The 24,007-nt window shown below is 69.1% G+C and carries 20 protein-coding genes; 9 read left to right on the forward strand and 11 right to left on the reverse strand.

What is annotated here, in order from left to right:
- From rpsB to ACPEH1_RS01430, 7 genes are all read right to left on the reverse strand, one after another.
- On the reverse strand, positions 1-382 hold a 382-nt coding region (gene rpsB, locus ACPEH1_RS01400), incomplete at its 3' end, for a 30S ribosomal protein S2 (protein WP_423715110.1).
- A gap of 211 nt (positions 383-593) precedes the next feature.
- Positions 594-1,337 carry a fimbrial biogenesis chaperone gene (locus ACPEH1_RS01405; RefSeq protein ID WP_423715111.1) on the reverse strand — a complete coding sequence of 248 codons (744 nt, stop codon included), beginning with the start codon at positions 1,335-1,337 and terminating at the stop codon, positions 594-596.
- Complete coding sequence (locus tag ACPEH1_RS01410; protein ID WP_136004255.1) at positions 1,313-1,594, reverse strand: hypothetical protein; 282 nt, start codon at positions 1,592-1,594, stop codon at positions 1,313-1,315. Before ACPEH1_RS01410 ends, ACPEH1_RS01405 begins: the two co-directional genes overlap by 25 nt.
- A gap of 71 nt (positions 1,595-1,665) precedes the next feature.
- The gene (locus tag ACPEH1_RS01415; RefSeq protein WP_136004253.1) at positions 1,666-2,709 is read right to left on the reverse strand and encodes a Csu type fimbrial protein; all 1,044 of its coding nucleotides are present in this window, start codon (positions 2,707-2,709) and stop codon (positions 1,666-1,668) included.
- Positions 2,706-5,042 (reverse strand): fimbria/pilus outer membrane usher protein, encoded by a 2,337-nt coding sequence (locus ACPEH1_RS01420; protein WP_423715112.1) that lies wholly within the window; start codon positions 5,040-5,042, stop codon positions 2,706-2,708. The genes ACPEH1_RS01415 and ACPEH1_RS01420 overlap by 4 nt, the downstream gene beginning before the upstream one ends.
- A 13-nt stretch (positions 5,043-5,055) precedes the next feature.
- Positions 5,056-5,814: a fimbrial biogenesis chaperone gene (locus ACPEH1_RS01425; RefSeq protein ID WP_026070699.1), complete on the reverse strand. Its 759-nt coding sequence runs from the start codon at positions 5,812-5,814 to the stop codon at positions 5,056-5,058.
- Positions 5,815-5,821: 7 nt separating this feature from the next.
- Positions 5,822-6,346: a Csu type fimbrial protein gene (locus ACPEH1_RS01430; protein WP_017355581.1), complete on the reverse strand. Its 525-nt coding sequence runs from the start codon at positions 6,344-6,346 to the stop codon at positions 5,822-5,824.
- 260 nt (positions 6,347-6,606) lie between these two features.
- On the opposite strand from ACPEH1_RS01430, the gene map reads away from it, so the two are divergent.
- From map to dapE, 6 genes are read left to right on the forward strand one after another with little or no spacing between them, the layout of a single operon-like run.
- Positions 6,607-7,380, forward strand: coding sequence for a type I methionyl aminopeptidase (gene map, locus ACPEH1_RS01435; protein WP_026070700.1), 774 nt, complete (start codon positions 6,607-6,609; stop codon positions 7,378-7,380).
- Between the two features lie 20 nt (positions 7,381-7,400).
- Positions 7,401-10,022 (forward strand): [protein-PII] uridylyltransferase, encoded by a 2,622-nt coding sequence (locus tag ACPEH1_RS01440; protein WP_423715167.1) that lies wholly within the window; start codon positions 7,401-7,403, stop codon positions 10,020-10,022.
- Positions 10,022-11,086: a 2,3,4,5-tetrahydropyridine-2,6-dicarboxylate N-succinyltransferase gene (dapD, locus tag ACPEH1_RS01445; protein WP_153164421.1), complete on the forward strand. Its 1,065-nt coding sequence runs from the start codon at positions 10,022-10,024 to the stop codon at positions 11,084-11,086. The genes ACPEH1_RS01440 and dapD overlap by 1 nt, the downstream gene beginning before the upstream one ends.
- A 1-nt stretch (position 11,087) precedes the next feature.
- A complete protein-coding gene (locus ACPEH1_RS01450) occupies positions 11,088-11,777 on the forward strand; it encodes a hypothetical protein (RefSeq protein ID WP_423715114.1) in 690 nt (229 codons plus the stop codon).
- Positions 11,778-11,799: 22 nt separating this feature from the next.
- Positions 11,800-12,162: an arsenate reductase gene (locus tag ACPEH1_RS01455; RefSeq protein ID WP_017357482.1), complete on the forward strand. Its 363-nt coding sequence runs from the start codon at positions 11,800-11,802 to the stop codon at positions 12,160-12,162.
- Complete coding sequence (dapE, locus tag ACPEH1_RS01460; RefSeq protein ID WP_313241697.1) at positions 12,159-13,286, forward strand: succinyl-diaminopimelate desuccinylase; 1,128 nt, start codon at positions 12,159-12,161, stop codon at positions 13,284-13,286. The genes ACPEH1_RS01455 and dapE overlap by 4 nt, the downstream gene beginning before the upstream one ends.
- 27 nt (positions 13,287-13,313) lie before the next feature.
- Here dapE and ACPEH1_RS01465 read toward each other — a convergent pair whose 3' ends face one another.
- Both ACPEH1_RS01465 and ACPEH1_RS01470 read right to left on the reverse strand, forming a co-directional pair.
- Complete coding sequence (locus ACPEH1_RS01465) at positions 13,314-13,997, reverse strand: pentapeptide repeat-containing protein (RefSeq protein WP_312710418.1); 684 nt, start codon at positions 13,995-13,997, stop codon at positions 13,314-13,316.
- Between the two features lie 101 nt (positions 13,998-14,098).
- Complete coding sequence (locus ACPEH1_RS01470; RefSeq protein ID WP_423715116.1) at positions 14,099-15,001, reverse strand: tetratricopeptide repeat protein; 903 nt, start codon at positions 14,999-15,001, stop codon at positions 14,099-14,101.
- A gap of 354 nt (positions 15,002-15,355) precedes the next feature.
- On the opposite strand from ACPEH1_RS01470, the gene asnB reads away from it, so the two are divergent.
- Positions 15,356-17,047, forward strand: coding sequence for an asparagine synthase B (asnB, locus tag ACPEH1_RS01475; RefSeq protein ID WP_136004235.1), 1,692 nt, complete (start codon positions 15,356-15,358; stop codon positions 17,045-17,047).
- 101 nt (positions 17,048-17,148) lie between these two features.
- Positions 17,149-18,531, forward strand: a complete 1,383-nt coding sequence (locus ACPEH1_RS01480; protein ID WP_423715117.1) for a cation:proton antiporter — start codon at positions 17,149-17,151, stop codon at positions 18,529-18,531.
- 34 nt (positions 18,532-18,565) lie between these two features.
- Here ACPEH1_RS01480 and ACPEH1_RS01485 read toward each other — a convergent pair whose 3' ends face one another.
- Entirely contained in the window at positions 18,566-20,926 is a 2,361-nt protein-coding gene (locus ACPEH1_RS01485; protein ID WP_423715118.1) for a penicillin acylase family protein, read from the reverse strand.
- Positions 20,927-21,049: 123 nt separating this feature from the next.
- Here ACPEH1_RS01485 and bfr point away from each other — a divergent pair, with 123 nt between their 5' ends.
- On the forward strand, positions 21,050-21,538 hold the full coding sequence (gene bfr, locus ACPEH1_RS01490; protein ID WP_017357360.1) for a bacterioferritin: 489 nt from the start codon (positions 21,050-21,052) through the stop codon (positions 21,536-21,538).
- A 171-nt stretch (positions 21,539-21,709) separates the two neighbouring features.
- Here bfr and parC read toward each other — a convergent pair whose 3' ends face one another.
- Positions 21,710-23,953, reverse strand: coding sequence for a DNA topoisomerase IV subunit A (parC, locus tag ACPEH1_RS01495; protein ID WP_017357361.1), 2,244 nt, complete (start codon positions 23,951-23,953; stop codon positions 21,710-21,712).
- Positions 23,954-24,007 lie beyond the last annotated feature (54 nt).

Here is a 24,007-nt window from a genome sequence, read left to right on the forward strand (position 1 = left end):
TGTCGAAGCTGCCGTCGGTTTCGCCGGCTTCCAGTTCCTTCAGGCGGGCAACCGACTGCTTGACGGTACGGAAGTTGGTCAGGGTGCCGCCCAGCCAACGCTGGTTCATGAACGGCATGCCGCAACGCTCGGCTTCTTCGCGGATCGACTCGCGGGCGCTGCGCTTGGTGCCCAGGAACAGGATGGTGCCGCGCTTCTGGGCAATGCTGGAAATGAAGTTCATCGCGTCATTGAAGAGCGGAACGGTCTTTTCCAGGTTGATGATGTGGATCTTGCCGCGGGCGCCGAAGATGTACTGGCCCATCTTGGGGTTCCAGTAACGGGTCTGGTGGCCGAAGTGGACGCCGGCTTCCAGCATCTGACGCATGGTGACCTGGGGCATTGCAATACTCCTGAGTGGGAACCGGCCGCCACGGGTAATAGATGGGCGGTCCGCCGTGAGGCGGGTGGTTCCGGGGTTGGGCTTCCCGGTCGTCTCCGTGGCCGAACTCCTTGCGGAGCACCCCGGCACGGATGGGGACGACAGGTGTGGATTCACCGGTGACGTCCGGTGTGGACGGTTTTCACGCGAAGAGCGCGGGAAATCCTGTCGATTATAGCCCGGCTGCGGCGGCCGGCGCAATTGGCGGGGTGGCCGGGGCCAGATCGGCCTGGGCGGCATCGTCCAGGCGGGCCTGGAAACGGCCGCGGTGGTAGCCGTCCGCCCGGGCCGGCAGGGACCATTGGCGCATCCGGCCCGGCAGGACGTAGCCGGCCAGGCCGGGGATCAGCGGGTGGCGCCGGCCGTGGGGGTCCACGAAGGCCAGGTCGGCCAGGCGGACATGGCGAGGGCCGTCATTGTAGAGCCGAAGGGACGGGCCGGGCAGGGCGTCGCCGAGCTGCACGGTCAGGGCGGGCGGACCTGCCGCGTCGCCGTCCGGGGCCAGGAACACCGGCAGCGAGACCTGCAGGGGCGGGCTGTCCGGCCCTGCGCGGAGCAGCAGCCGGTAGCTGCGCTCCTGCGCCAGCGGGCCGCTGTCCAGCCGCACCACGCGCAGCCGCTGCCGGCCGTCCGGGGCAATGGTGAGCCGGGTCGGGCTCAAGGCCACGTCATCGGCCGGGGTCAGCAGCTCCCGGTCGGGCGTCTGCTCCCAGCGATACAGCCGTGCGTGGCCCGTCCATGCGCCCGGGTGGGTATTGTGCAGCCAGAGTTCGCCGTCGGCGCTGCCGGCGGGGAGGGTGACCTGCAGCGGCGCGATCTCCAGCGCCTGGCCCGCCGCGACGCCGGGCAGCAGCCCTGCCAGCACGGCAAGCAGCGCCGCCCGCGGCGCGATCAGAAGATGAAGGTGGGAGGCCATGCGCGCTCCGGGCCGGGCGGTGCCGTTTCATCGGCCGGGGCCAGTGCCTGCACCTGCGCAGGTGGCGGGGTGCCATCATCGCTGCGCTGGTGGGCCGCCTGACAGGCGTCCGTCGCCGGGCCGGACGGCAGACGGCATGCCTCGACGACCCGCAGGGTGATGCGCAGGGGCGTGGCGGGGGCGCACAAGGCCGCGGGGACGGCCAGGCTGGCGAGCAGGCTCAGCGCCAGCAGCGGGACGGAACGGCGGCGGATCATCCACGTCGACAACAGGGAGGGCGACGGGGTTATCGGCGTTGTGGCGCCATGCTTGAGGGAACGCCACCGGCCTAGAACGTGATGGTGACCTGGACGCGGTCGTTGTAGCTGCCTTCGGCCACCGCACCGACCGTGGCCGGTGCGCGGCCGTACACGGTGATCGGCTGCGCGCTGCCGGTGCCCGTCTGGGCAAGGGTGTCCACGTTCTGCGTAGTGCCCCAGCGCAGGGTGCGCGCGCTGTCGCGGTACAGCTCATAGGGAATGGTGTAGGCGGCGTTGGTGACGTGCCGCATCCGCCGCACGCTGGTGCCACCGGCATACAGGCCGTTGTCCAGCGCGACCGTGAACGGCGTGCGCTTCAGGCAGGTGGTGGTGATGGTGGAGGTCTGGTCGATCGCGCTGGCGATGCTGCCGGCGCGGCTGCCGAAGTCCATGTCGGTGGCGACCGTGGCGCTGCATTGCGCGAGCACGTTGGCGGTCACGGTGAACGGGAAGGCGTCGGTGGCGGTCTTGTGCCCGGTGGTGCCGGCGGTGCAGGTCGCCGGGGTGGTCGAGCCGCCCAGGAGAACTTCGTTGTAGGCGTATTCCAGGGTGACCGCGCTGCCGGAAAAACTGCTGGTGTAGCTGCCGAAGGCCAGCGCCTGGTTGGCCGGGATCTGGCCGTAGAGGGTCAATGTGACTTCGCCATTGCCACCCAGGACAGGCACCGGGTACTTCAGATCGACGACCTGCGCCGGGGGCGTTCCGCCCGGCAGCAGTCCCCACGGGATGGTGCGCGCGGCATTGGTGTAGAGCTGGAACGACATGGTGTCGCCGAAGGTGTTGGTCATGCCGCGGAACGGGGACAGGGTGGTGCCCGTGCTGCCGGTTCCGATGCCGACACAGACCCGGACCGACGCGTCGGCGAGCAGGGACAGGCCGACGGTGCTGCACTGGATCTTGAACGACACCATCACATTGGTCGGCGCCGCTGCGCCATTGGTGATGGTGCCGAAGGCGAGCGCGCCCGGGGCGGTCGCGGTGCAGGTGGTGGCTGCCCGCGCAGGCGCCGGTACCAGCCACAGGCACGCCAGCAGCGCCGCCAGCGGCAGTCCGCTGTGCCAGGCGCTGCTCATGGGGGCACCGGCAGGCAGCGCAGCGGGCCGATGCGCAGGGGCGTGCCGTCGGCCGTGCCGACCACCGCGACCTCGACCTCGCAGCGGCCGGTCTCTGTCTCCACGCGCAGGCGGCTCTGCGCAGGCAGATCGTCGAGGTAGGCCTCGCCGTCATAGCCCACGATGGTCCGGCGGCCATCGGGCAGGTGCACGCGGCTGCCCGGGGGCAGGGCCAGGCCCAGCGGATCGTGCAGTACCACGGTGGCCTGGCGGGTGCGCCGCAGCCCGAAGGCAACGCCCAGTCCGGCGTTCTGGCGCGGCGTCACCCAGGTGTCCACCCGGTCGGCGCGCATCTCGGCCGGCAGGTCGAGGGTGTCGATGGAGAGGCGGTTGCGCTGCCAGGACAGCAGCGGGGTGACCAGCAGCAGGCCGTTGGCATCGGTCACCCCGATCAGTCGGTTCTCCAGGCGCACCGGGATGCCGCCGATACCATCGGTGGAAACCACCGCGAACGCATCCGGCACTTCGCGTGCGGCAAAGGCATGGCCCCCCATCCAGACCAGGCTGCCGGCGGCATTGGCATAAGCGAAGTTGGCATCGCCCTGGCGCGAGGCGCCGAGTGCGTAGCGGCCGACCCGGTTCAGCCAGCCCAGTTCGGCCAGTCCGCCGGCACCACCATCGCCATCGCGGGCCTGCAGCCGCCAGCCGAACCCACCCTGGCTGCCGTCCCCCGGAACCGGTTGCGAGACATCCACGGCATACAGACGGCGGTCGCCGTTGCGCTGGGCCGACACGCTGCTCTGTCGGTTGCGGCCCAGGCTGGCCGACACCGACAGGTAGACGCTGCGGTCGTCACGGTCGGACAGGTCCTGGTTGAAGGACAGGTAGGCAGACCAGCGCGCCGAGAAGGTCTTGTTCCAGAACAGGCTGGCGTAGCGGTTGTCGTCACCGTCGGGATAGGACAACCGCAGGTAGCTTGCGCTGATCGCGCCGGCGCGGCCCAGGGTCAGGCCCAGGGTGAGCTGGTCGGTGACATCGGGGGGCAGGGCCTCCTGCAGGGCGCCCAGGTCGCGGTAGTCGCCGTGGGTGCGGCGGGTGGCGGCATTGACGTTGACGCGCCGGTTGTTCCAGCTGTAGCCCAGCGCCCACTGGCCACCCTCGCGACCGTTCACACGGCTGCCGGCGTACGCTGCGTTGAACACGCCGCCGGGGCCCAGCAGCCACCAGCCGCCGGCGCCGGCGTTGGCCACGCCGCCACCGCCTTCGGCGTGGGCCTCGGCGGTGAAGCGGTTGCTGACACCGTGGCGCCAGGTGCCGCTGACCAGCACCGGGGTGTCGTAGGCGAAGGAGTGGATGCCATATTCGCGGCGCATCCGGCCCACGCCCAGTGACCAGTCGGTGAGGCCTTTGGCGAGCAGCTGCTGGGCGCCGTAGAAGGCGAAGTCCACGGTCTGCATGCGCCCGTAGGCGTCGGTGATCACCACCTGCGCGTTGCCGGCCCCGCTGATGCCGGGCTGGGCGGCGAGCTGGAACGGCCCCACCGGGACCTCGCCGTTGTACTGACGCAGTCCGTCCACGTACAGCTCCACGCTGGAGGGCACCACGGCCTCGCCAAGGAAGGTGGGCGTGGGGGTGAGCACACGGTAGGGCTGCAGTCCGTAGTTGCGGCCGATCTGCACGCCGCCCATGCGTACCGGGCGGCTCCAGTCGACGAACCCGCTGAAGAAGTCGCCCACGGTCAAGGTCGTGGCGCTGTCGGGGAAGTCCAGTTCCCAGTGGCTGTCCAGACGGACGCTTTCGCCGCGCCAGTGGCCACTGCGGCCTTCCTGGTAGGTGCGCAGCAACTGGGTGCTTTCCAGCACGCCACGGCCGAGGCCGAACACGCGCCACTGGGTGGTGAGGGCCAGGTTGCCCGCATCCTGGTTGTGGCTGGCATACACGTCGTAATTGAGCAGGGCGCCCGGCGACGCGCTGGCCACCGGCGTGGGCGCTGCCGCGCGTTCCAGCAGGGTGGTGGGCAGGGTCAGCTGCGACAGCGGCGCGTCCAGCGCCAAGGTCTGCAGCGCAGCGTCGTAGCGCACCACAACGCCGCCCAGGGCATCCAGTGGCAGCGGGGCCTCACCCCGCACGCTGAAACCGAGCTGGCGCAGGGTGGAGGCCGGGGCCATCAGGCGGCCGGCGTCCAGCGAGAACGGCAGCAGACCGCGTGGACTGCGATTGAGGGTCACATCCAGATACAGCGTCTGCGTTGCCGTCAACGGCGTGGGTGCCGGCAGCAGGGCGTCGCCGGACGCGCCGATATCGGCCTCCGCCGCGCTCGCGGCCGGGGGCAACAGGCTTGCAGCCAGCGCCATCCGCACGCACGCCTCAGCGAGACGGTGGCGCAAGGGGGAGCGGGGTCTGGGCCTGCTCGCCATTGATCTTCGCCGAAAGCGTGCCGCCCGCCATCCGGGCTGCGGTGAGTTCCAGGGGCCAGCGCATGGTCTGGCCGCTCAGTACATACCCGAGCAGGCCCGGCTGGACGATCTGCGGTCGCGCGGGGTCGCCCACGGCGAGGTCGGCGATCTGGGCATAGCTGTTGCCGCGGTTATGCACCTGCAGCGCGATGCGCCCCGCGCCGAGATCGACCACGCTGGCCTGCAGGTCCGGGGCCGGCGGTTGTCCGCCGGCCGGCTGCACGAACACCGGCAGCGAGTAGCGCAGTACGAACTGCATGCCCCGGCGGGCCGGGTCGAGCGTTGGTACCTCATCGACGATCACCCGATACGCGAGCTGCGCAGCGGGCGCTTCCGGCTGCACGCGCACCACCCGTATCAGCTGCTGCTGGCCGGCGGCCAGCGACTGCATCGGCGGGCTCACTGCCAGCTCGGTGGTGGGCTCGAGCGCGTCCTTGCCATCGCGCTGCGTCCAGCGGAATACGCGCGCCTGTACGTCCACCGGCGAGGTGCCGCTGTTGCTGACCCACAACGCGTCCGCATTCTGTCCAGGGGTGAGCTGCAGCGAGGTCGGCGCGACCTGCAGGCTCGCGGCGTGGACCATGCCGGCGATGCCGAGCCACAGCCAAGGCAACGCCCGCCATGCCGACGCCGTGGGTCGCCGTGGGCGCCCCGGTCCGAAAGTCAGCATGGCAACCTCAGTAGGAAATGGTGGCGGTGACGGTGTCCTGATAGCTGCCGGTAGCGGCGTTGTTGACGCTGGGATTGGCGATCTGGCCGTACACGTTGTAGGCCAGCGGCAGGCCGGTCCCGATGCCGGCCACGGTGTTGGTGCCGGCGGTGGCACCCCACACGGTGTTGTGGCCGGCATCCTGGTACAGCTGGTAGCCGACAAAATTGTTGGTGGTCACCGCCGCATTGGTGTTCTTCATGCGCCGGGTGGTGACGTCATTGGCCGTGCCCGCGTTGGAGCCGGCGTTGAGCGCGATGGTGTAGGGCGTCAAGGCCGAGCATTGGGCGGTGATCGTGCCCTGGGCGTTGGAGGGGCTGGTGGCGGTGGACAGCGCACTGCCGAAATCCACGTCCGTGGCGGCTGCCGCCGTGATCGTGCAGGCCTTGGTGATGATGATCTTGACGTTGAAGGTGGTCGTATCGGCGGCCAGGGCGGGGGTGGACAGGGCCGCCAGGCCGACACCGACGAGCAGGGGACGCAGGGATCGCATGGGCATTCTCCTTGGACGGGGGTCCTGGATGATCAGGTCGATGCTGACGTACTGCAGGGACGGGCGCCGGGCGGGCGCTACCCTGCTTATAGAAGCGGGGTTGTCGGGGAAACGTGAGGATTTCTGGCCGGATCTGGCGTTTTTTGCGTTCACGCGGCCTCCCCGGCGCACGGCGGCCCCGGTCAGCCAGCCCAACCTCGGCTGTCGGCGTTCCCGCCGGCCCCGTTCAGTCTGGCTCCGGATCGGCGATAATGGTCGCCATGAGCGTGAATCTGAAAACTCCCCAGGAAATCGAACTGATGCGCATCGCCGGCCGTCTGGCCAGCGAGGTGCTCGACATCGTCACCCCGCACGTCAAGCCGGGCGTGACGACCGAAGCGCTGGACCGCATCTGCCACGACCACATCATCAACGTGCAGAAGGCCACGCCGGCCAACGTCGGCTACCGGGGCTTCCCGAAGACCGTCTGCACGTCGGTGAACAACGTCATCTGCCACGGCATTCCCAGCGAAGCCAAGGTCCTCAAGGACGGCGACATCGTCAACATCGACGTAACCGTGATCAAGGACGGCTGGCACGGCGACACCAGCCGCATGTATTACGTCGGCACCCCGTCGGTGATGGCCAGGCGCCTGGTCGACACCACCTATGAAGCGATGTGGCGCGGCATCCGTGCGGTCAAGCCGGGCGCGACGCTGGGCGATATCGGCCATGCGATCCAGAGCTATGCCGAAGCCGAGCGGTTCAGCGTGGTGCGCGAGTACTGCGGCCACGGCATCGGCAAGATCTACCACGACGAACCGCAGGTGATGCACTACGGCCGCCCGGGCCAGGGGCTGGTGCTGCAGCCCGGCATGACCTTTACCATCGAGCCGATGATCAACGAGGGCACCCGCTACAACAAGGTGCTGCCGGATGGCTGGACCGTGGTGACCAAGGACCGCAAGCTGTCGGCGCAGTGGGAGCACATGATCGCGGTCACCGAGACCGGCGTGGACGTGCTGACCCTGTCGCCCGGCGAATCGCAGGTCTGAGCATGCTGCCGGCGAGCCCGATGCTGGACGCGCCGGCCACCTCCGTCGCTGACCCGGAATGGGCGGCGACAGCGCGCCAGTCCCTGCAGCAGGCCGATGCACGCCTGTACCGGCGCTTCGACCAGGGCGACAACATCGAGCGCCTGCTGGCGCTGCGCGCCCGCGCGGCCGACCACCTGATCCGTCTGGCCTGGCAGCGCTGTCTGCCGGCCGAGAGCGGGCTGGCGCTGTTCGCGGTCGGGGGGTACGGGCGCGGCGAGCTGTTTCCGCGTTCGGACATCGATCTTCTGATTCTCGGCGAGCCGCCGCGCCAGCGGGCGCAGGAGCCGGCGCTGGCACGCCTGTTCGCCCTGCTGTGGGACTGCGGCCTGCCGGTCAGTCATGCGGTGCGCTCGGCGCAGGAATGCACCGACGCCAGCGCCGACCAGACCGTGCTGACCGCGTTGATCGAATCGCGCCCGCTGGTGGCCGACGATGCCGCCCGGCAGGCGCTGAAGGCAGCAGTCAACGTCGATGGCCTGTGGCCGCCCCGCGAGTTTTTCCTTGCCAAACGCGAGGAGCTGCTGGCGCGCCACCGCCGCTTCGGTGATACCGCCGACAACCTCGAACCGGACATCAAGGATGGCCCGGGCGGCCTGCGCGACCTCAACACACTGGGATGGATGGCGCTGCGTGCGTTCGGCGTGCGCGAACTGGAGGCCCTGGTCGGCCTTGGGCATCTGGGGCTGGACGAGGCCACCGCGTTGCGGCGCGAGCGCTGCGCGCTGGCGCAGCTGCGCTTTGGCCTGCACCTGGTCGCCAACCGCCCCGAAGAACGCCTGCGCTTCGACTACCAGAAGACCCTGGCCGCACGCCTCGGCTTCGAAGACGACCCGGAGAGCCTGGGCGTCGAGAAAATGATGCAGGGGTTCTACCGCAGCGCCACGGTGGTGCGGCGGATCAGTGACCGCCTGCTGCAGCGCTTTGAAGAACAGTTCGACGGCGAAGCGGTGCCCGAGCCGGTCAGCGTGGGTTTCTCGCTGCGTCGCGGCTACCTGGCCGCCAACGATCCGCAGTGGCCGCAGGGCGATATCGAACAGGTGTTCGCGCTGTTCTCCAGCTGGGCCTACAACCCCGACGTGCGCGGCCTGCATTCGCTGACCGCACGCGCGCTGGCCGAGTCGCTGGCCGCGCTGCCGGCGTATACCGGCGCGGGCGCGGCGGCGCGCGAGCAGTTCATGGCGCTGCTGCGCAGCCCGCGCGCGGTCGACACGCTGGCGCGGATGGCCCGCCTGGGCGTGCTCGGCCAGTGGATTCCGGCGTTCGCCCAAGTGTCCGGGCGCATGCAGTTCGATCTGTTCCATGTCTACACGGTGGACCAGCACACCCTGATGGTGCTGCGGAACATCGGGCTGTTCGCCAGCAGCCGCGCCGACGAGCGCTTCTCGATCGCCCACGAGGTGTGGCCGCGCCTGCGCAAGCCGGAGCTGCTGCTGCTGGCGGGTCTGTTCCACGACATCGCCAAGGGCCGCGGCGGCGACCATTCCGAACTCGGTGCGGTGGACGCACGCGATTACTGCCAGGCGCATGCGCTGAGCGCCTCGGACACCGACCTGGTGGCCTGGCTGGTCGAGCAGCACCTGCGCATGTCGGTGACGGCGCAGAAGCAGGACATTTCCGATCCGGACGTGATCCACCGCTTCGCCACGCTGGTGGCCAGCCGCGACCGGCTGGACTATCTCTATCTGCTGACCTGCGCCGACATCGCCGGCACCAGTCCCAAGCTCTGGAACGCCTGGAAGGACCGGCTGCTGGCCGATCTGTACTTCGCTGCCCGCCGCGCGCTGCGCGACGGGCTCGAAAACCAGATGCCGGCGGCCGAGCGCGTGGCCGAGGCGCGTGACTCGGTGCGCACGCTGGTGCGCGAACGCGGTTACGACGACGCCACCATCGACCGCCAGTTCGCGGTGATGCCCGACGAAAGCTTCATCCGACTGCGCCCCGAGCAACTGGCGTGGCAGGCTGCAGCGCTGGTGCCGGTGAAGCAGGGCCAGACCCTGGTCAAGGTGCGCCGCATCACTCCTGACGACCAGGCGCTGGAAGTGTTCGTGCATTCGCCCGATCGCGATGGCCTGTTCGCCGCGATCGTGATGACGCTGGACCGCAAGGGCTACGGCATCCACCGCGCGCGCGTACTGGACGGGCCGGTGGACACCATCTTCGATACCTTCGAGGTGACGCCGGCCGACAGCTTCGCCGATGGCGACGCGCCACGGCTGGAGGCGGCGCTGCGCGATGCGCTGGCCGGTGACCTGTCCCGGCTGCGTCCCTCGCGCCGGGCCATTCCCCGCCAGTTGCGCCATTTCCGTTTCGCGCCCCGCATTGAATTCCGCGACATCGCCGACGCAGGCAGCAGCAGCACCCGCTTCAGCCTGGTCGCGCCGGATCGCCCCGGCCTGCTGGCCGATGTCGCCTACGTGCTGCGCAACCAGCGCCTGCGCGTGCACGACGCCCGCATCGCCACCTTCGGCGAGCGCGCCGAAGACATGTTCGTGATCAGCGATGAACACGACCACCCCCTGACCGAATCCGCCAGGCAGCAGCTGCACGACGCCATGCTGGCCTGCCTGGACCCTGATCGAAACGCCGGAGACCCCCGCTGATGGCCACCAAGCCGACCAAGAAGACTGCCGCTACCTCTGCGGCGGCCAAGAAGACTGCCGCCGCCAGGACGGCGCCTGCCGCGAAGGCGCCGGTGGCCGCGAAGAAGGCCGCGCCGCGCAAAGCCGCCGCCGGCAAGGCCGCCGCCAGCCCGACTGAAAGCGCCGCCAAGCGCACCGCCAGCCGGGACGCCACCATCGCCCGCAAGTCGCTGCGCAAGCCGGCCACGCCGGGCGTGGAAGAGCTGAAGTTCGGCATCGAGAGCGCCTTCGAGCGCCGTGCCACGTTGACCCTGCATGAACTGGAAGGCTCGACCAAGCCGCTGGTCGGCCGGGTCATCGACGGCCTGGAAACCGGCGAATTCCGCGTGGCCGAGCCGGATGGCCACGGCGGCTGGAAGGTCAACGAGTGGCTGAAGAAGGCCGTGCTGCTGTATTTCCGCGTCAACGACATGGCCGTGGTCGACGCACGCCCGGCGCCGTTCTGGGACAAGGTCGAATCGCGCTTCGCCGGCTTCGATGAAGCCAGGTTCCGCCGTGCCGGCGTGCGCGTGGTGCCGGGCGCCATCGCGCGCCGCGGCACCTACTTCGGCAAGGACGTGGTGCTGATGCCGAGCTTCACCAACATCGGCGCCTACGTGGGTGAAGGCACGATGGTCGATACCTGGGCCACCGTCGGTTCCTGCGCGCAGATCGGCAAACACTGCCACCTGTCCGGCGGCGCCGGCATCGGGGGCGTGCTCGAGCCGCTGCAGGCCAGCCCGACCATCATCGAAGACCATTGCTTCATCGGCGCCCGCTCGGAGGTGGTCGAGGGTTTCGTGGTGGGTCACCACAGCGTGATCGGCATGGGCGTGTTCCTCGGTCAGAGCACCCGCGTGTATAACCGCGCCACCGGCGAGATCAGCTACGGCTCGGTGCCGCCGTACAGCGTGGTGGTGTCCGGCCAGCTGCCGTCCAAGGACGGCTCGCACTCGCTGTACTGCGCCGTGATCGTCAAGCAGGTCGATGCCAAGACCCGCAGCAAGACCAGCGTCAACGACCTGCTGCGCGGTCTGGCCGACTGAGTTGGCGCCGTCGCTGGCGCAGGCGGCGCGCTACCGCCATCCCTTCCCGGGGTGGCCGGGACGCGCGTTGCAGCGCCTGCTGGACGGTACGCGCTGGACGGCCCTGCGGCGCGCGTTGACCCGCGTGCTGCCGGTGCCACCGCTGTGCAGCGATGTGCGCGATGTGATCTACATGACCTGGTGGGTGGATGCCGCCAACGCGCCCACAGCGCCACCGGGCTACCGGCTGTTCACCCACGCCGGGCGCACGCCCTACACGGTGTTGACCTATCGGCACGGCCATTTCGGCCCGGCGTTCGCCGGACGGCTGCGTGCGCTGTTTCCCTCGCCGCTGCAGAGCAACTGGCGCTGGTACCTGCTGCCCGAGGACGACACGGCGGCCACGCCGGTGGTGCTGTTCGACTGCAACGTGATCGACAGCGTGACCCACGCCGCAGGCGCTGGCATTTCTCGCCTGCCAGGACGCGGCCATCGCCGTGTGCGGCGACGGCCGTACCGCATTGACCCACATAGTCCTGCCGATCACGGTGTCACAGGTGCAGCCGCTGCGGCTGGTGGGCCAGCCGCACTGTCCGCGGGTGGCGGGCATGGGGGTCGATCCCGCCGATGCGCTCTGCTTCCGGGTGCCGCAGGTGCCGTTCCGGGTCGTGTCCGAACGCCTGGTGTGACATGCTTCGGCGGTCTTTCCTGATCGACGTTGTGCGGAGCGCGCCATGACCACCACCCTGTATGGATTGAAGAACTGCGACACCTGCAAGAAGGCCACCAAGTGGCTCGACCGCTTCCAGGTGCCGTACACCTTTGTCGATTACCGCGAGCACATCCCCTCGCCGGAAACCCTGATCGACTGGGCCGCGCAGGCCGGCGGATTCGCCGCACTGGTCAACCGCTCGTCCACCACCTGGCGGCAACTGCCGGAGAACCGCAAGGCGGCGGCCTCCGACGCGGAGTGGAAGCTGCTGCTGCGCGAGCATCCCCAGCTGATCAAGCGGCCGGTGGTGGTCACGGCCGACGGCACTGTGACCCAGGGGTTCTCGGACAACGGTTTCAAGCAGCGCTTCGGAGCCGGCGCGTGAGCGATGTCCTTGCACTGACCTGCGACCTGATCGCGCGCGCGTCGGTGACCCCCGACGATGCCGGCTGCCAGGCGCTGCTGGCCGGGCGCCTGCAGCGCGCCGGGTTCAGCTGCGAACACCTGCGCCTTGGCGAGGTCGACAATCTGTGGGCCACCCACGGGCACGGCGCGCCGGTGCTCGTGCTGCTTGGCCACACCGACGTGGTGCCGACCGGGCCGGTCGAGGCCTGGACCAGCGACCCGTTCGTGCCGCAGATCCGTGATGGCGTGCTGTACGGCCGCGGTGCGGCGGACATGAAGGGCAGCGTGGCCGCCTTCGTGGTGGCCGCCGAGCAGTTCGTCGCCGCTCATCCGGACCACCCTGGCACCCTCGCGGTACTGCTCACCAGTGATGAGGAAGGCGACGCCATCGATGGCGTGCGCCGGGTGGCCGACGTCTTCCGTGCGCGGGGGCAGGGCATCGACTGGTGCATCACCGGCGAACCGTCCTCCACCGCCGTGCTCGGCGATCTGCTGCGGGTCGGGCGTCGTGGCAGCCTGTCGGCCACGCTGACGGTCAAGGGCGTGCAGGGCCATGTGGCCTACCCGGACAAGGCGCGCAACCCGATCCACCTGGCCGCCGCGGCGCTGGCCGAGCTGACCGCACGCCAATGGGATGACGGCTACGCGAGCTTCCCGCCGACCAGCCTGCAGATTTCCAACATCCATGCCGGCACCGGCGCCAACAACGTGATTCCGGGTGAGCTGCAGGTGCTGTTCAACCTGCGCTACAACCCGCACTGGAGCGCGCCGGCGCTGGAGCAGGAGATCGCCACGCTGCTTGACCGCCATGCGTTGGACTACACGCTCGCCTGGCATCGCAGCGGCGAGCCGTTCTATACGCCGGAAGGCACGCTGCGCCAGGTCGCCCGTGAGGTACTGGGCGGGTTCGCGGGCGCGCCGCCGGAGGAAAGCACCGGCGGCGGTACCTCCGATGCGCGCTTCATCGCGCCGCTGGGGGCGCAGTGCATCGAGGTCGGGCCGGTCAACGCCAGCATCCACCAGGTCGACGAGAACGTCACAGTGGCCGATCTGGAACGGCTGCCGGCCCTGTACCAGCGCCTCATCGAGCGTCTGTTGGCCTGACCGGTCATCGCCGGCGTGGAGCGGCCCTTACACCACGATCAGGCCGAACGCGGCCAGCGCCGCGGCGGCCTGCGGGTGTGAGATCACCGCTTTCCGGAAGTGCTTGGCATCCATCACGTTGAGTCCGCTGATGTCGGTGCCGCGCAGGTCGGCGCCTTCGAAGCGGGTCAGGCGCGTCTGTGCATTGCGCAGGCTGCCGCCGTTGAACACCGCGTCGCGGAAATCGCAGCCGGACAGCTCCGCATCGGAGAAATCCATGCCGTCCAGCTGCGCTTTGCGGAACGACAGGCCGCGCAGGTCCGCACTGACCATCAGGCAGTTGCGGAACTCCAGTGCCCAGCCGCTCACCTCCTGCAGGTGCGCGCCGGTGAGCTTGCAGTCGTCGAACCGCACCGAGGACAGCGTCGCGCGACGCCAATGGCTGTTGTTCAGATCGCAGTGCGAGAACTGGCTGTCGCTGAGCAGCGCCGAGCTGAAATCGGCCTGGCTGCCCCGGCACTTGTACCACCGGCTTTCCTCCAGCGATGCGGCCAGCCAGGTTGTTCCGGCCAGCGAGCAGTGGTTGAACTGCACGCCGTCCATGTCCAGCCGCGAAAAGTCGCCGCCGTCGAATACGCAGGATTCAAATATCGCCGCGCGCGGATGCGCGGTGATGATCTCTTGCATGCGTTCACGGGTGAGGGTGTCGTTGCGGAAAGTGACGCTGTTCATGCCACCCATTCTGGGCGAGAAGCGCGTGGCGATGCAGTCTTGCGCAGCGCCGTTGGCTGTGTACAGCGCGACCGGGCCAGGCCCGGTACGTCGCTTGGCCATCATTCAAAGGTAAAGAACGGCGGTGCGATCGCCTCGCGCCAGTAGGATTCGGCTGCCATGTAGAAGCCCTGCGCTTCGGCCCGGGCGAACCAGCCGGCGGCTGCATCCACGTTCTTCTCCAGGCCACGGCCACCACGCCCCTGCACCAGCCCGGCAAGGTACTGGCCATACACGTTGCCCTGGTTGCCCGCGCGGGCATACCAGCGCAGTGCATCGGCCTTGCTCTCGGTCACGCCGATGCCGGCTTCGTACAGCGCGCCAAGATCGACCTGGGCCTCGGCATCGCCGCGTTCGGCACGGCGCTGGATGGCGGCGATCACCGGGTTCGGCGACGGCGCGCTGCTGACCGGCGTGCCGGGCTTGGCCGACCCGCTGGTCGCATCGCGCAGCGCCTGCAGCTTGTACAGCTCGCGCAGATACACCGCCGAGCGCAGGCGCCAGCGCAGTGCGCCTTCCATGTCGCCGCGGCGTTCATACCATTTCTCCAGGTCGTGCATGGCATAGGGCGAGCCGTGGTACGCGGCGCTGTGGTACCAGCGGAAGGCCTTGCGTGGCGACGGCTTCAACACGACCGTCTCGGGCTTCTGCGGCGTGTCGCTGCTGTCCAGGCGGCCGCGTTCCAGGATCGTGCCCAACTCCTCTTCGGCACCGGTGGTGCGATGCGTGCGTGGGGTGGTGGCGGCGGCGCGCGCGTACCAGTCCAACGCGCGCGGGTCATTCCAGGCCCGGTACATCCTGGCCACGCGCATCGCCGAGTCGAACTGCCCATCGGCCGCAGCGGCCAGGGCATCACGTTCGGTGTCGCTGACCGGGCGGGTAGGGGCGCTATGGCAGCCTGCCAGGACCAGCAGGGCCAGCGTCGGCAGCAGCGCGGCGCGCAGGCGGGGGAAGCAGAGGGTCATCCATGATATCCGGAACGGGGTGGGCGATTATCCCCGAGCGCGATGGCGCGCCCGCTGAATCGGTTGCCGTCGCAACAGTTGCGCCGTCGCCAAAACCGGGGTACGGTCGATCCATGTCCTCGTTCCTGGCCACCGCCGTCAACACCAATAACCGCAGCAATCTGCGCGCGAATAATCGTGCGCGGCCGATGCGGGACTGCGACCAGGGCTAGAACAGCAACACACGCCCGGACCCAGAAAACCCGCATCGGTCGATGCGGGTTTTTTGTTTTCCGGGTGCAGCACAGGCCCGGGAAAGGTGGCCGGTCGGATACAGACGTCACGTGTATTCCCCCATTCCCAGGAGCTGCTCCCATGTGTTCGATCTTCGGTATTTTCGGCCTGCAGGCCGGCGACGACCTTCCGGCCCTGCGCCGCCACAGCCTCGAGCTGTCCCAGCGGCAACGCCACCGCGGCCCGGACTGGAGCGGGGTGTACGTCGATGACGGCGCCATCCTGGTCCATGAGCGCCTGGCGATTGTCGATCCGGCCGGTGGCTCGCAGCCGCTGCTGTCCGACGACGGCGACCTGGCCCTGGCCGTCAACGGCGAGATCTACAACCACCGTGAACTCAAGGGCGAGCTGGCCCAGCCCTACGCCTTCCAGACCGGGTCGGACTGCGAGGTGATCAACGCGCTGTACCGCCAGGACACCCCCGCGTCGTTCCTCAACCGCCTCAACGGCATCTTCGCCTTCGCGCTGTGGGACCGCGCGGCGCAGCGTGTACTGATCGCACGCGATCCGATCGGCGTGGTGCCGCTGTACTGGGGCCACGACAGCGCCGGCCGCCTGGTGGTGGCCTCCGAACTCAAGTCACTGGTGGACATCTGCGCCGACGCCGCGCAGTTCCCGCCCGGCCACTGGTACGACAGCGCCACCGACACGCTGACCCGCTACTACGAGCGCCCGTGGCGCGACTACGACGCGGTGGACGGCGTGGCTGCCGACCTGACCGAGCTGCGCGAAGCCTTCGAGCGTGCCGTACACCGGCAGCTGATGACCGACGTGCCCTATGGCGTGCTGCTGTCCGGCGGTCTCGATTCCTCGCTGGTGGCTGCGGTGGCCGCACGCTATGCCCGCCATCGCATCGAGGACGGCGACCAGAGCGAAGCGTGGTGGCCGCGCCTGCACTCGTTCGCGATCGGCCTGAAGGGGTCGCCCGACCTGGCGGCTGCGGCCATCGCCGCCGAGGCGCTGGGCACCGTGCACCACGGGTTCGAGTACACCTTCGAGGAAGGCCTGGATGCGCTGCCGGAAGTGATCCGCCACGTCGAAACCTACGACGTCACCACCATCCGCGCCTCCACGCCGATGTTCCTGCTGGCGCGTCGGATCAAGGCGATGGGCGTGAAGATGGTGCTGTCCGGCGAAGGCAGCGACGAGATATTCGGCGGCTACCTGTACTTCCACAAGGCACCGAACGCACGGGAGTTCCACGAGGAGCTGGTACGCAAGCTCGACGCGCTCAACAACTACGACTGCCTGCGCGCCAATAAATCGATGATGGCCTGGGGCGTGGAGCCGCGCGTGCCGTTCCTGGACCGTGAGTTTCTCGACGTGGCCATGCGCATCGATGCCCGCCACAAGATGGTGGGGAAGGGCGGCGACGGCGCACGCCGGATCGAAAAGGCGGTGCTGCGCGAAGCATTCGAGGGGTATCTGCCGGAGTCGATCCTGTGGCGGCAGAAGGAGCAGTTCAGCGATGGCGTGGGCTACGGCTGGATCGACGGGTTGAAGGCGCATGCCGACGCGCAGATCAGCGACCGGGTCATGGCGGCCGCGGACAAGCGCTTCGTGCACAATCCGCCGCAGACCAAAGAGGCCTATTACTACCGCCACGTGTTCGAGCAGTACTTCCCGACCCAGGCGGCGGCCGAAACCGTGCCGGGCGGCAAGTCGATCGCCTGTTCGTCGCCGGCCGCCATCGCCTGGGACGCGAGCTTCGCGGCAATGGCCGACCCGTCCGGTCGCGCGGTCGCCGGTGTGCACGCCCAGGCACTGGCGTGATCGATCCGGTGCGGCGACGCCACCGTGTCGCCGCACCGCTGCCTGCTGCCGCGATGCCCCTGAACCCGTAGAATCCCTGCGTCAATCGATCGGGACCGGTCATGGAAGCGGACACCACCGGCGGCGTGCGTCGCCGCGGACTGGCATGGCGGTATCTCGGCTGGGTGGCGCTACCGTTGCTGGTGGGCCTAGGCCTTGCGCGCTTTGCCGGTCCCGGCGTGCAGGCGCAGGTCGCCCGTACCCATGCGGCCCTCGATGCCGACTGGGCAGCGCATCTGAGTACGCCACTGGGGCTGTTCCTGCTGCAGCTTCTTGTGCTGCTGCTGGTGGCCAAGGGCACCGGCTGGCTGTTCCGCCGGCTCGGCCAGCCGGGCGTGATCGGCGAAATGGCCGCGGGCCTGATGATGGGGCCGCTGGTGCTGGGCGCGCTGCTGCCGCAGCTGCACGGCGCGTTGTTCCCGCCGGCGTCGCTGGGCTCGCTGGGGCTGCTCAGTCAGCTGGGCGTGCTGATGTTCCTGCTGGTCGCCGGCGCCGAGCTGGATCTGGGCGGGCTGCGGGGGCGCCGCCGCTTCGCCGTCGTGGTCAGCCATGCCGGCATCGCCGTGCCTTTCCTGCTGGGCGTGCTGCTGGCGCTGTGGTTGTATGAGGCGCATGCGCCCGGCGACATCGGTTTCACCGGATTCGCGCTGTTCGTGGGGGTGTCGCTGAGCATCACCGCATTCCCGGTGCTGCTGCGCATCCTGGCTGACCGCGGCATGAGTGGTACGCCGCTTGGGCAGACCGCCATTGCCTGCGCCGCGCTCGGCGATGCCACTGCGTGGTGCCTGCTGGCGCTGATCGTGGCGGCCGCACAGGCACAGGGCTGGGTGCCGGCAACGATCAATCTTGTCTGCGTGGGGGTGTTCGCCGCGCTGATGCTGGGCGTGGTGCGGCCGTGGTTCTCGCGCCGTACGATCGCCGCCGGGCAGGAAGGCCGTTGGCTGCTGATCATGCTGCTGATGGCGCTGGGCTGCGCGTTGTTGACCGGGATTCTCGGTATCCACGCCTTGTTCGGCGCGTTCGCCGCCGGTGTGGCGGTATCCGGCAATGCCACCTTGCGCCACACCGTCGCCACCCGGGTCGAGCCGTTCGCCGTCACCCTGCTGCTGCCGCTGTTCTTCGCCATGACCGGCCTGCGCATGCGCGCCGACGCGCTGCAGGCGAGTGATCTGCTGCTGTCCGTGCTGGTGATCGCGGTGGCCACGCTGGGCAAGCTGATCGGTACCTGGAGCGCGGCGCGCAGCGCCGGCATGGGCAACCATGACGCCTGGACGCTCGGCGCGCTGATGAACACCCGCGGGCTGATGGAGCTGATTGTGCTCAATCTGGGCTACGAACTGGGTTTCCTTGGCGACCGGCTGTTCGCCGTCCTGGTAATCATGGCGCTGGTGACCACCGCCATGACCGGGCCGCTGCTGAACGCGATGGAGCGTCGCTGGCGCTAGCTGCGGCAGATGCGGCAGATGCGGCGGGGGCCCGCTACCGCGCGGTGCCCGGCGTCAGTTCCAGGCGGTACACCGTCCTGCCCGGCAGGAACGGTGTCGGCGTTCCCTTCACCCAGTCCTCGTGCCCTGCGCCCCAGAACGGCGACAACGGATGCCCGCTCTGGCCGCCGGGCATGTGCACCAGGTCATCGGCCTCATGGCCGGGCGCGACCACCATGCGTTGCGAGGCACCGAACGCCGGCCCCTGCACGCGGGGCATGTCGCGGTCGCCGGGCAGGGCATCGGCGGGCATGCACAGCCCGCGGCGGACGAACGCGGGCAGGGCGCGGCTGATCGGATGACAGATCGCGGCCGTGTTGCGCTCGCCCCAGGTGCGCTGCGCCAGATCGGGCCCCTGTGCGGCAAGGTCGGTCTCCAGTTGGCGGGCGGCATCGGCGAGCAGCGCGTCCCAGCTGGGATAGGTGGGCGGCAGCAGGTGGGGGGGGCGCTCGGTCACCAGCGGCCAGGCCACCCCGTCGAACTGGGCCAGCCGCGGTGCGAGGTACTGGTCGCCGAGCTGCGCCTTGGCCGGTGCCAGCAGGCCCGCCGTCAGTGCGTCCACCACCTTGCCGCGGAAGCCGCGCGCCAGCCGGTAGCTGACCGAGTCGATCCCGGCGCGCCCGTCCCAGTGACGGCTGGCCGCCTCCAGGCGTTGCAGCGCGGGGTCGTCGCTGCGTTCGACCACCTGGCGCAGCAGGGTCCACCAGCGCGCCAGGAACAGCGCACGGTCGTCGAGCTGGATCGCCAGCAGGTCGGCTTCGGTGAAGCGGTCGCGCGCGAGCAGGCCGTCGCGGATCTGCCGCCCGCGCGCGCCCAGGTCGTAGCCACCGTTGCCGGCGACGGCCAGCGCCTCGCCGTCGAGAACGCGTCCGTTGGCGGTCCACAGGCGGTGAGAGGGCGGGTCGACCAGCGCCGGTGAGCGGTCGCTGCGGATCGGCCACGGTGCGCAGTGCGCCGCCGCCGGCTGTGCGGCGCCGGCGGGCGGGCAGCCGGCGGCACGGTCGGGTCGGGCGCCGATCAGCCGCCAGGCGATACGTCCGTTGCGGTCGCCGAGCAGCAGGTTCTGGGTGGGAATACCGGCGTGGTCGGCGATGCGCAGGGCCTCGTCCAGATTCCCGGCGCGCGCCATCGCCGCGAAGTCCAGCCGCAGTGCACCGGGCAACTGCGCGGTCCAGCGCAGGGCCTCGCCGCTGCCATCCGCACGCGTGTGCAGGACCGGCCCCCAGGCGCTCTCGCGCACCTGCAGGAGGACGTCGGGCTGCCCGGCCACCTGGATGCGCTCCTCGTAGCGCCGGATGCCATCGACCGTGCCGGGCGCGGCGGCCGGCACAGGGACGAAGTCGGCGTTGTCGATGTAGCTGTTGGTGAATCCCCACGCCACGTACCCGTTGCTGCCGACCACGATCGCCGGCAACCCGGGCAGGGAAAAGCCGGTGACATCGACCTTGCCGCCGGGTGCCTGCGGGTCGGGATAACGCAGCCGCACCCGGAACCAGAGGTTCGGCGCGCGCAGGCCCAGGTGCATGTCATCGGCGACGATCGCACGGCCATCGGCGGTGAGTGCGCCGGCCACGGCCATAGTGTTGCTGCCGTGCACATCCGGCTCGGCGCGCGCGGCTGTTGTGGTGGGGGGCACGGCCAACGGCTGGCGCAGGTCCAGCACGTCGGCGCCGGGCAGCCGCGCATTGCCACGCGGTGGGCCGAACAGCGGCGCATCCCACTCGCTGCCGTCGTGGGCGAGCAGGGCATACAACGGTGGCGGCACCACGTCACGCAGGCGCGCCATCGCCAGCTCGTCCTGGTTGCCCGGGTCCTGCAGATCGGCATACATCGCCAGCCCGGTCAGCACGCTGTCCTCGGCTGCCCAGGGGGCCGGCGGCTGGCGCAGCAGCAGGTACGGCCACGGGCGCACGCGCAGCCCGGCGAGGCCGGCGTTGACACCCGCCACATAGGCCTGGATCACCTCGGGCTGCGCACCGATGGCCTCGGCCAGATGCGCGCGGGTACGCGCACGCAGACGGTGGACGCGCATCCGCTGGTCCATCTCGACGGCGGCCGGGCCGAACAGCGCGGCCAGCTCGCCGGCGGCGGTGCGGCGCATCAGGTCCATCTCGAAATAGCGTTCCTGCGCGTGCACCAGCCCCAGCGCCTGCATCGCATCGGCCTGGCTGCCGGCATCGATGGTGACCACGCCGAGCGCATCGCGGGTGACGCTCACCGGAGCCTGCAGGCCCGCCAGCGGCTGTGTGCCGTCCAGCGCGGGCAGACTGCCGCGCAGCAGCCCCCACACGATGGCGATGACAACGATGAGCAGTACCACCAACAGCCACAGCACCCGCGTGAGCCAGCGACGCATCCCGCGCCCCCCGATGACGGTGTTGGCCGATTGTAGGCGCCAACTGCGACTGATTCCGATTAGATCATTGGAACGCTGGATGCGGCACCATGTGCGCCATCGATCCACCAGGAACCCCCCACCATGAAAGGCAATCCGGACGTCATTGCGTGCCTGAAGGACCTGCTGCGCGGCGAGTTGGCCGCACGCGACCAGTATTTCATCCACTCGCGACGCTACGAAGACCAGGGCCTGTTCGCGCTGTACGAGCGCTTGAACCATGAGATGGAAGAGGAAACCCAGCACGCCGATGCGCTGCTGCGTCGCATCCTGTTCCTCGGCGGCGATCCGGATATGCGCCCGCATGCGTTCGAGCCCGGCACCACGGTCGAAGAGATGCTGCAGAAGGACCTGGACACCGAGTACAGCGTGCGCGACAACCTGGCTGCCGGCATGAAGCTGTGTGAACAGCATCAGGATTACGTGAGCCGCGACCTGCTGCTGGTGCAGCTCAAGGACACCGAGGAAGACCACGCCTGGTGGCTGGAACAGCAGCTGGGGCTGATCAAGCGGATCGGCCTGGCGCTGTACCAGACCAGCAAGATGCAGGCCAAGGGCACCGCCGCGCACTGAGGCGCGTGCGTGTTCAATCGCGCGCCAGCCAGCGTTCGCCAGCACGCCGCAGACACCCGCGTCCGCCCGCCCGCAGCCGCCAGCCAGCCGACGCAGAAGCAAACAGAAAGGCCGGGGAAACCCGGCCTTTCTGTGTCTACGTGATCGGGACCGCGTTCGATCCTCTCGGCGTTACTCCACCGCCAGTCCTTCGACCTTCTGCCAGCCACGCGGCAGCAGATGGCCGCGCGTGGCACGCGTGCCCAGGTAGGTGTCCAGGTCCTTGAACGACAGGTTCATCGTCCGCTGGCCGCTGCGCACCAGCAGGGTGTTGCCGGGGCTCACTGACACCACCGCCACCACGCGCTCGGTGGCGAGCTTGGCCTTGGGGATGTCGATGATCTTGTTGCCCTTGCCCTTGTCCAGTTCCGGCAGGTCGCTGGCCGCAATCGCCAGCAGGTTGCCCGAGCTGGTCACCGCCACGATCCGGTCGGTGTCCGGATTGGCGACCACGGCCGGGGTCAGCACCTTCGAGCCGGAGGTGAGATTGAGCATCGCCTTGCCGGCCTTGTTGCGGCCGGTGAGGTTCTCGAAGCGCGTCACGAAGCCATAGCCATGCGTGGAGGCCAGCACGAAGCGGGTGTTGTTCTCACCGCTGGCCAGGGTCATGAACGCGCTGCCCGGCGCGGGCGAGAAGCGGCCGGTCAACGGCTCGCCATTGCCGCGCGCGGAGGGCAGGGTGTGGATCAGGGTCGAGTACGCGCGACCTTCGCTGTCCAGGAACGCGACCTGCTGGGTGCTGCGTGCGCGGACCGCCCCCAGCAGCGCATCGCCGTCGCGGTAGGACAGTGTGGACGGGTCCATGTCGTGGCCCTTGGCCGCGCGGATCCAGCCCTTCTCCGACAGCACTACGGTCATCGGCTCGCTGGGCACCAGCTCGGTTTCGTCGATGGCCTGCGCCGCACCCCGCTGGACCAGCGGCGAACGGCGGTCGTCGCCGAACTTCTTCGCATCGGCCACCAGCTCGTCACGGATCAGCTTCTTCAGCTTGGCCTTGCTCTCCAGGATCGACTGGATCTTGTCGCGTTCCTTGACCAGCGCATCCTGCTCGCCACGGATCTTCATTTCCTCCAGGCGTGCCAGCTGCTTCAGCTTGGTTTCCAGGATGTACTCGGTCTGCTCCTCGCTCAGTCCGAAGCGTGCGATCAGCGCCGGCTTGGGCTCGTCCTCGGTGCGGATGATGTGGATCACCTCATCCAGGTTGAGGAAGGCAACCAGCAGGCCGTCCAGCACATGCAGGCGGCGCTCGACCTTCTGCAGGCGGTGGTTGAGGCGGCGGGTCACGGTGGTGCCGCGGAACTGCAGCCACTCGCTGAGCAGCATCTTCAGGTTTTTCACCTGCGGACGGCCGTCCAGCCCGATCACATTGAGGTTGACCCGGTAGCTGCGCTCCAGGTCGGTGGTGGCGAACAGGTGGCCCATCAACTGTTCGGCATCCACGCGGTTCGAGCGCGGCACCAGCACCACCCGCACCGGGTTGGCGTGGTCGGATTCGTCACGGATGTCTTCCAGCCACGGCAGCTTCTTGGCGCGCATCTGCGCGGCGATCTGCTCGATCACCTTCGACGGCGATACCTGGAAGGGCAGCGCGTTGACCACGATGTTGTTGTGTTCCTTCACGAACGTCGAGCGCGCCCGCACGCTGCCGTTGCCGGTCTCGTACATGTTCCGCAGGTCGGCCAGCGGCGTGATGATCTCGGCGAAGCTCGGGTAGTCCGGCCCCTTCACGTGCTCGCACAGATCGGCCACGGTCGCATCGGGATCGTCCAGCAGGTGCAGCAGGGCGCTGACGATCTCGTTGAGGTTGTGCGGCGGCACGTCGGTGGCCATGCCCACGGCGATGCCGGTGGTGCCGTTGAGCAGCAGGTGCGGCAGGCGCGCCGGCATCCAGGTCGGCTCTTCCAGGGTGCCGTCGAAGTTCGGGGTCCAGTCCGTGGTGCCCTGACTGATCTCACCCAGCAGCACTTCGGCGATGGGGGTCAGCTTGGATTCGGTGTAACGCATCGCCGCGAACGACTTGGGATCATCGGTCGAACCGAAGTTGCCCTGGCCTTCGATCAGCGGATAGCGGTAGGAGAAGGGCTGGGCCATCAGCACCAGCGCTTCGTAGCACGCGCTGTCGCCGTGCGGGTGGTACTTGCCGATCACGTCGCCGACAGTACGTGCGGATTTTTTCGGCTTGGAGCCCGCGTTCAGGCCCAGCTCGCTCATCGAATAGATGATGCGGCGCTGCACCGGCTTGAGCCCGTCGCCGATGAACGGCAGTGCGCGATCGAGCACCACGTACATCGAATAGTCCAGGTACGCCCGTTCGGCGTATTCGCGCAGGGGCAGCTGTTCAAAGCCGTGGAAGGCGGGGCGGGCGAGATCGGTCATGCGGGATTGGTACCTGTGGCAAGGGACGGCGACGGCTGTCGCCCTCGCAGGCGG

This window comes from Stenotrophomonas sp. NPDC077421 (genome assembly GCF_049545505.1).
Taxonomy (GTDB): Bacteria; Pseudomonadota; Gammaproteobacteria; order Xanthomonadales; family Xanthomonadaceae; genus Stenotrophomonas; species Stenotrophomonas nematodicola.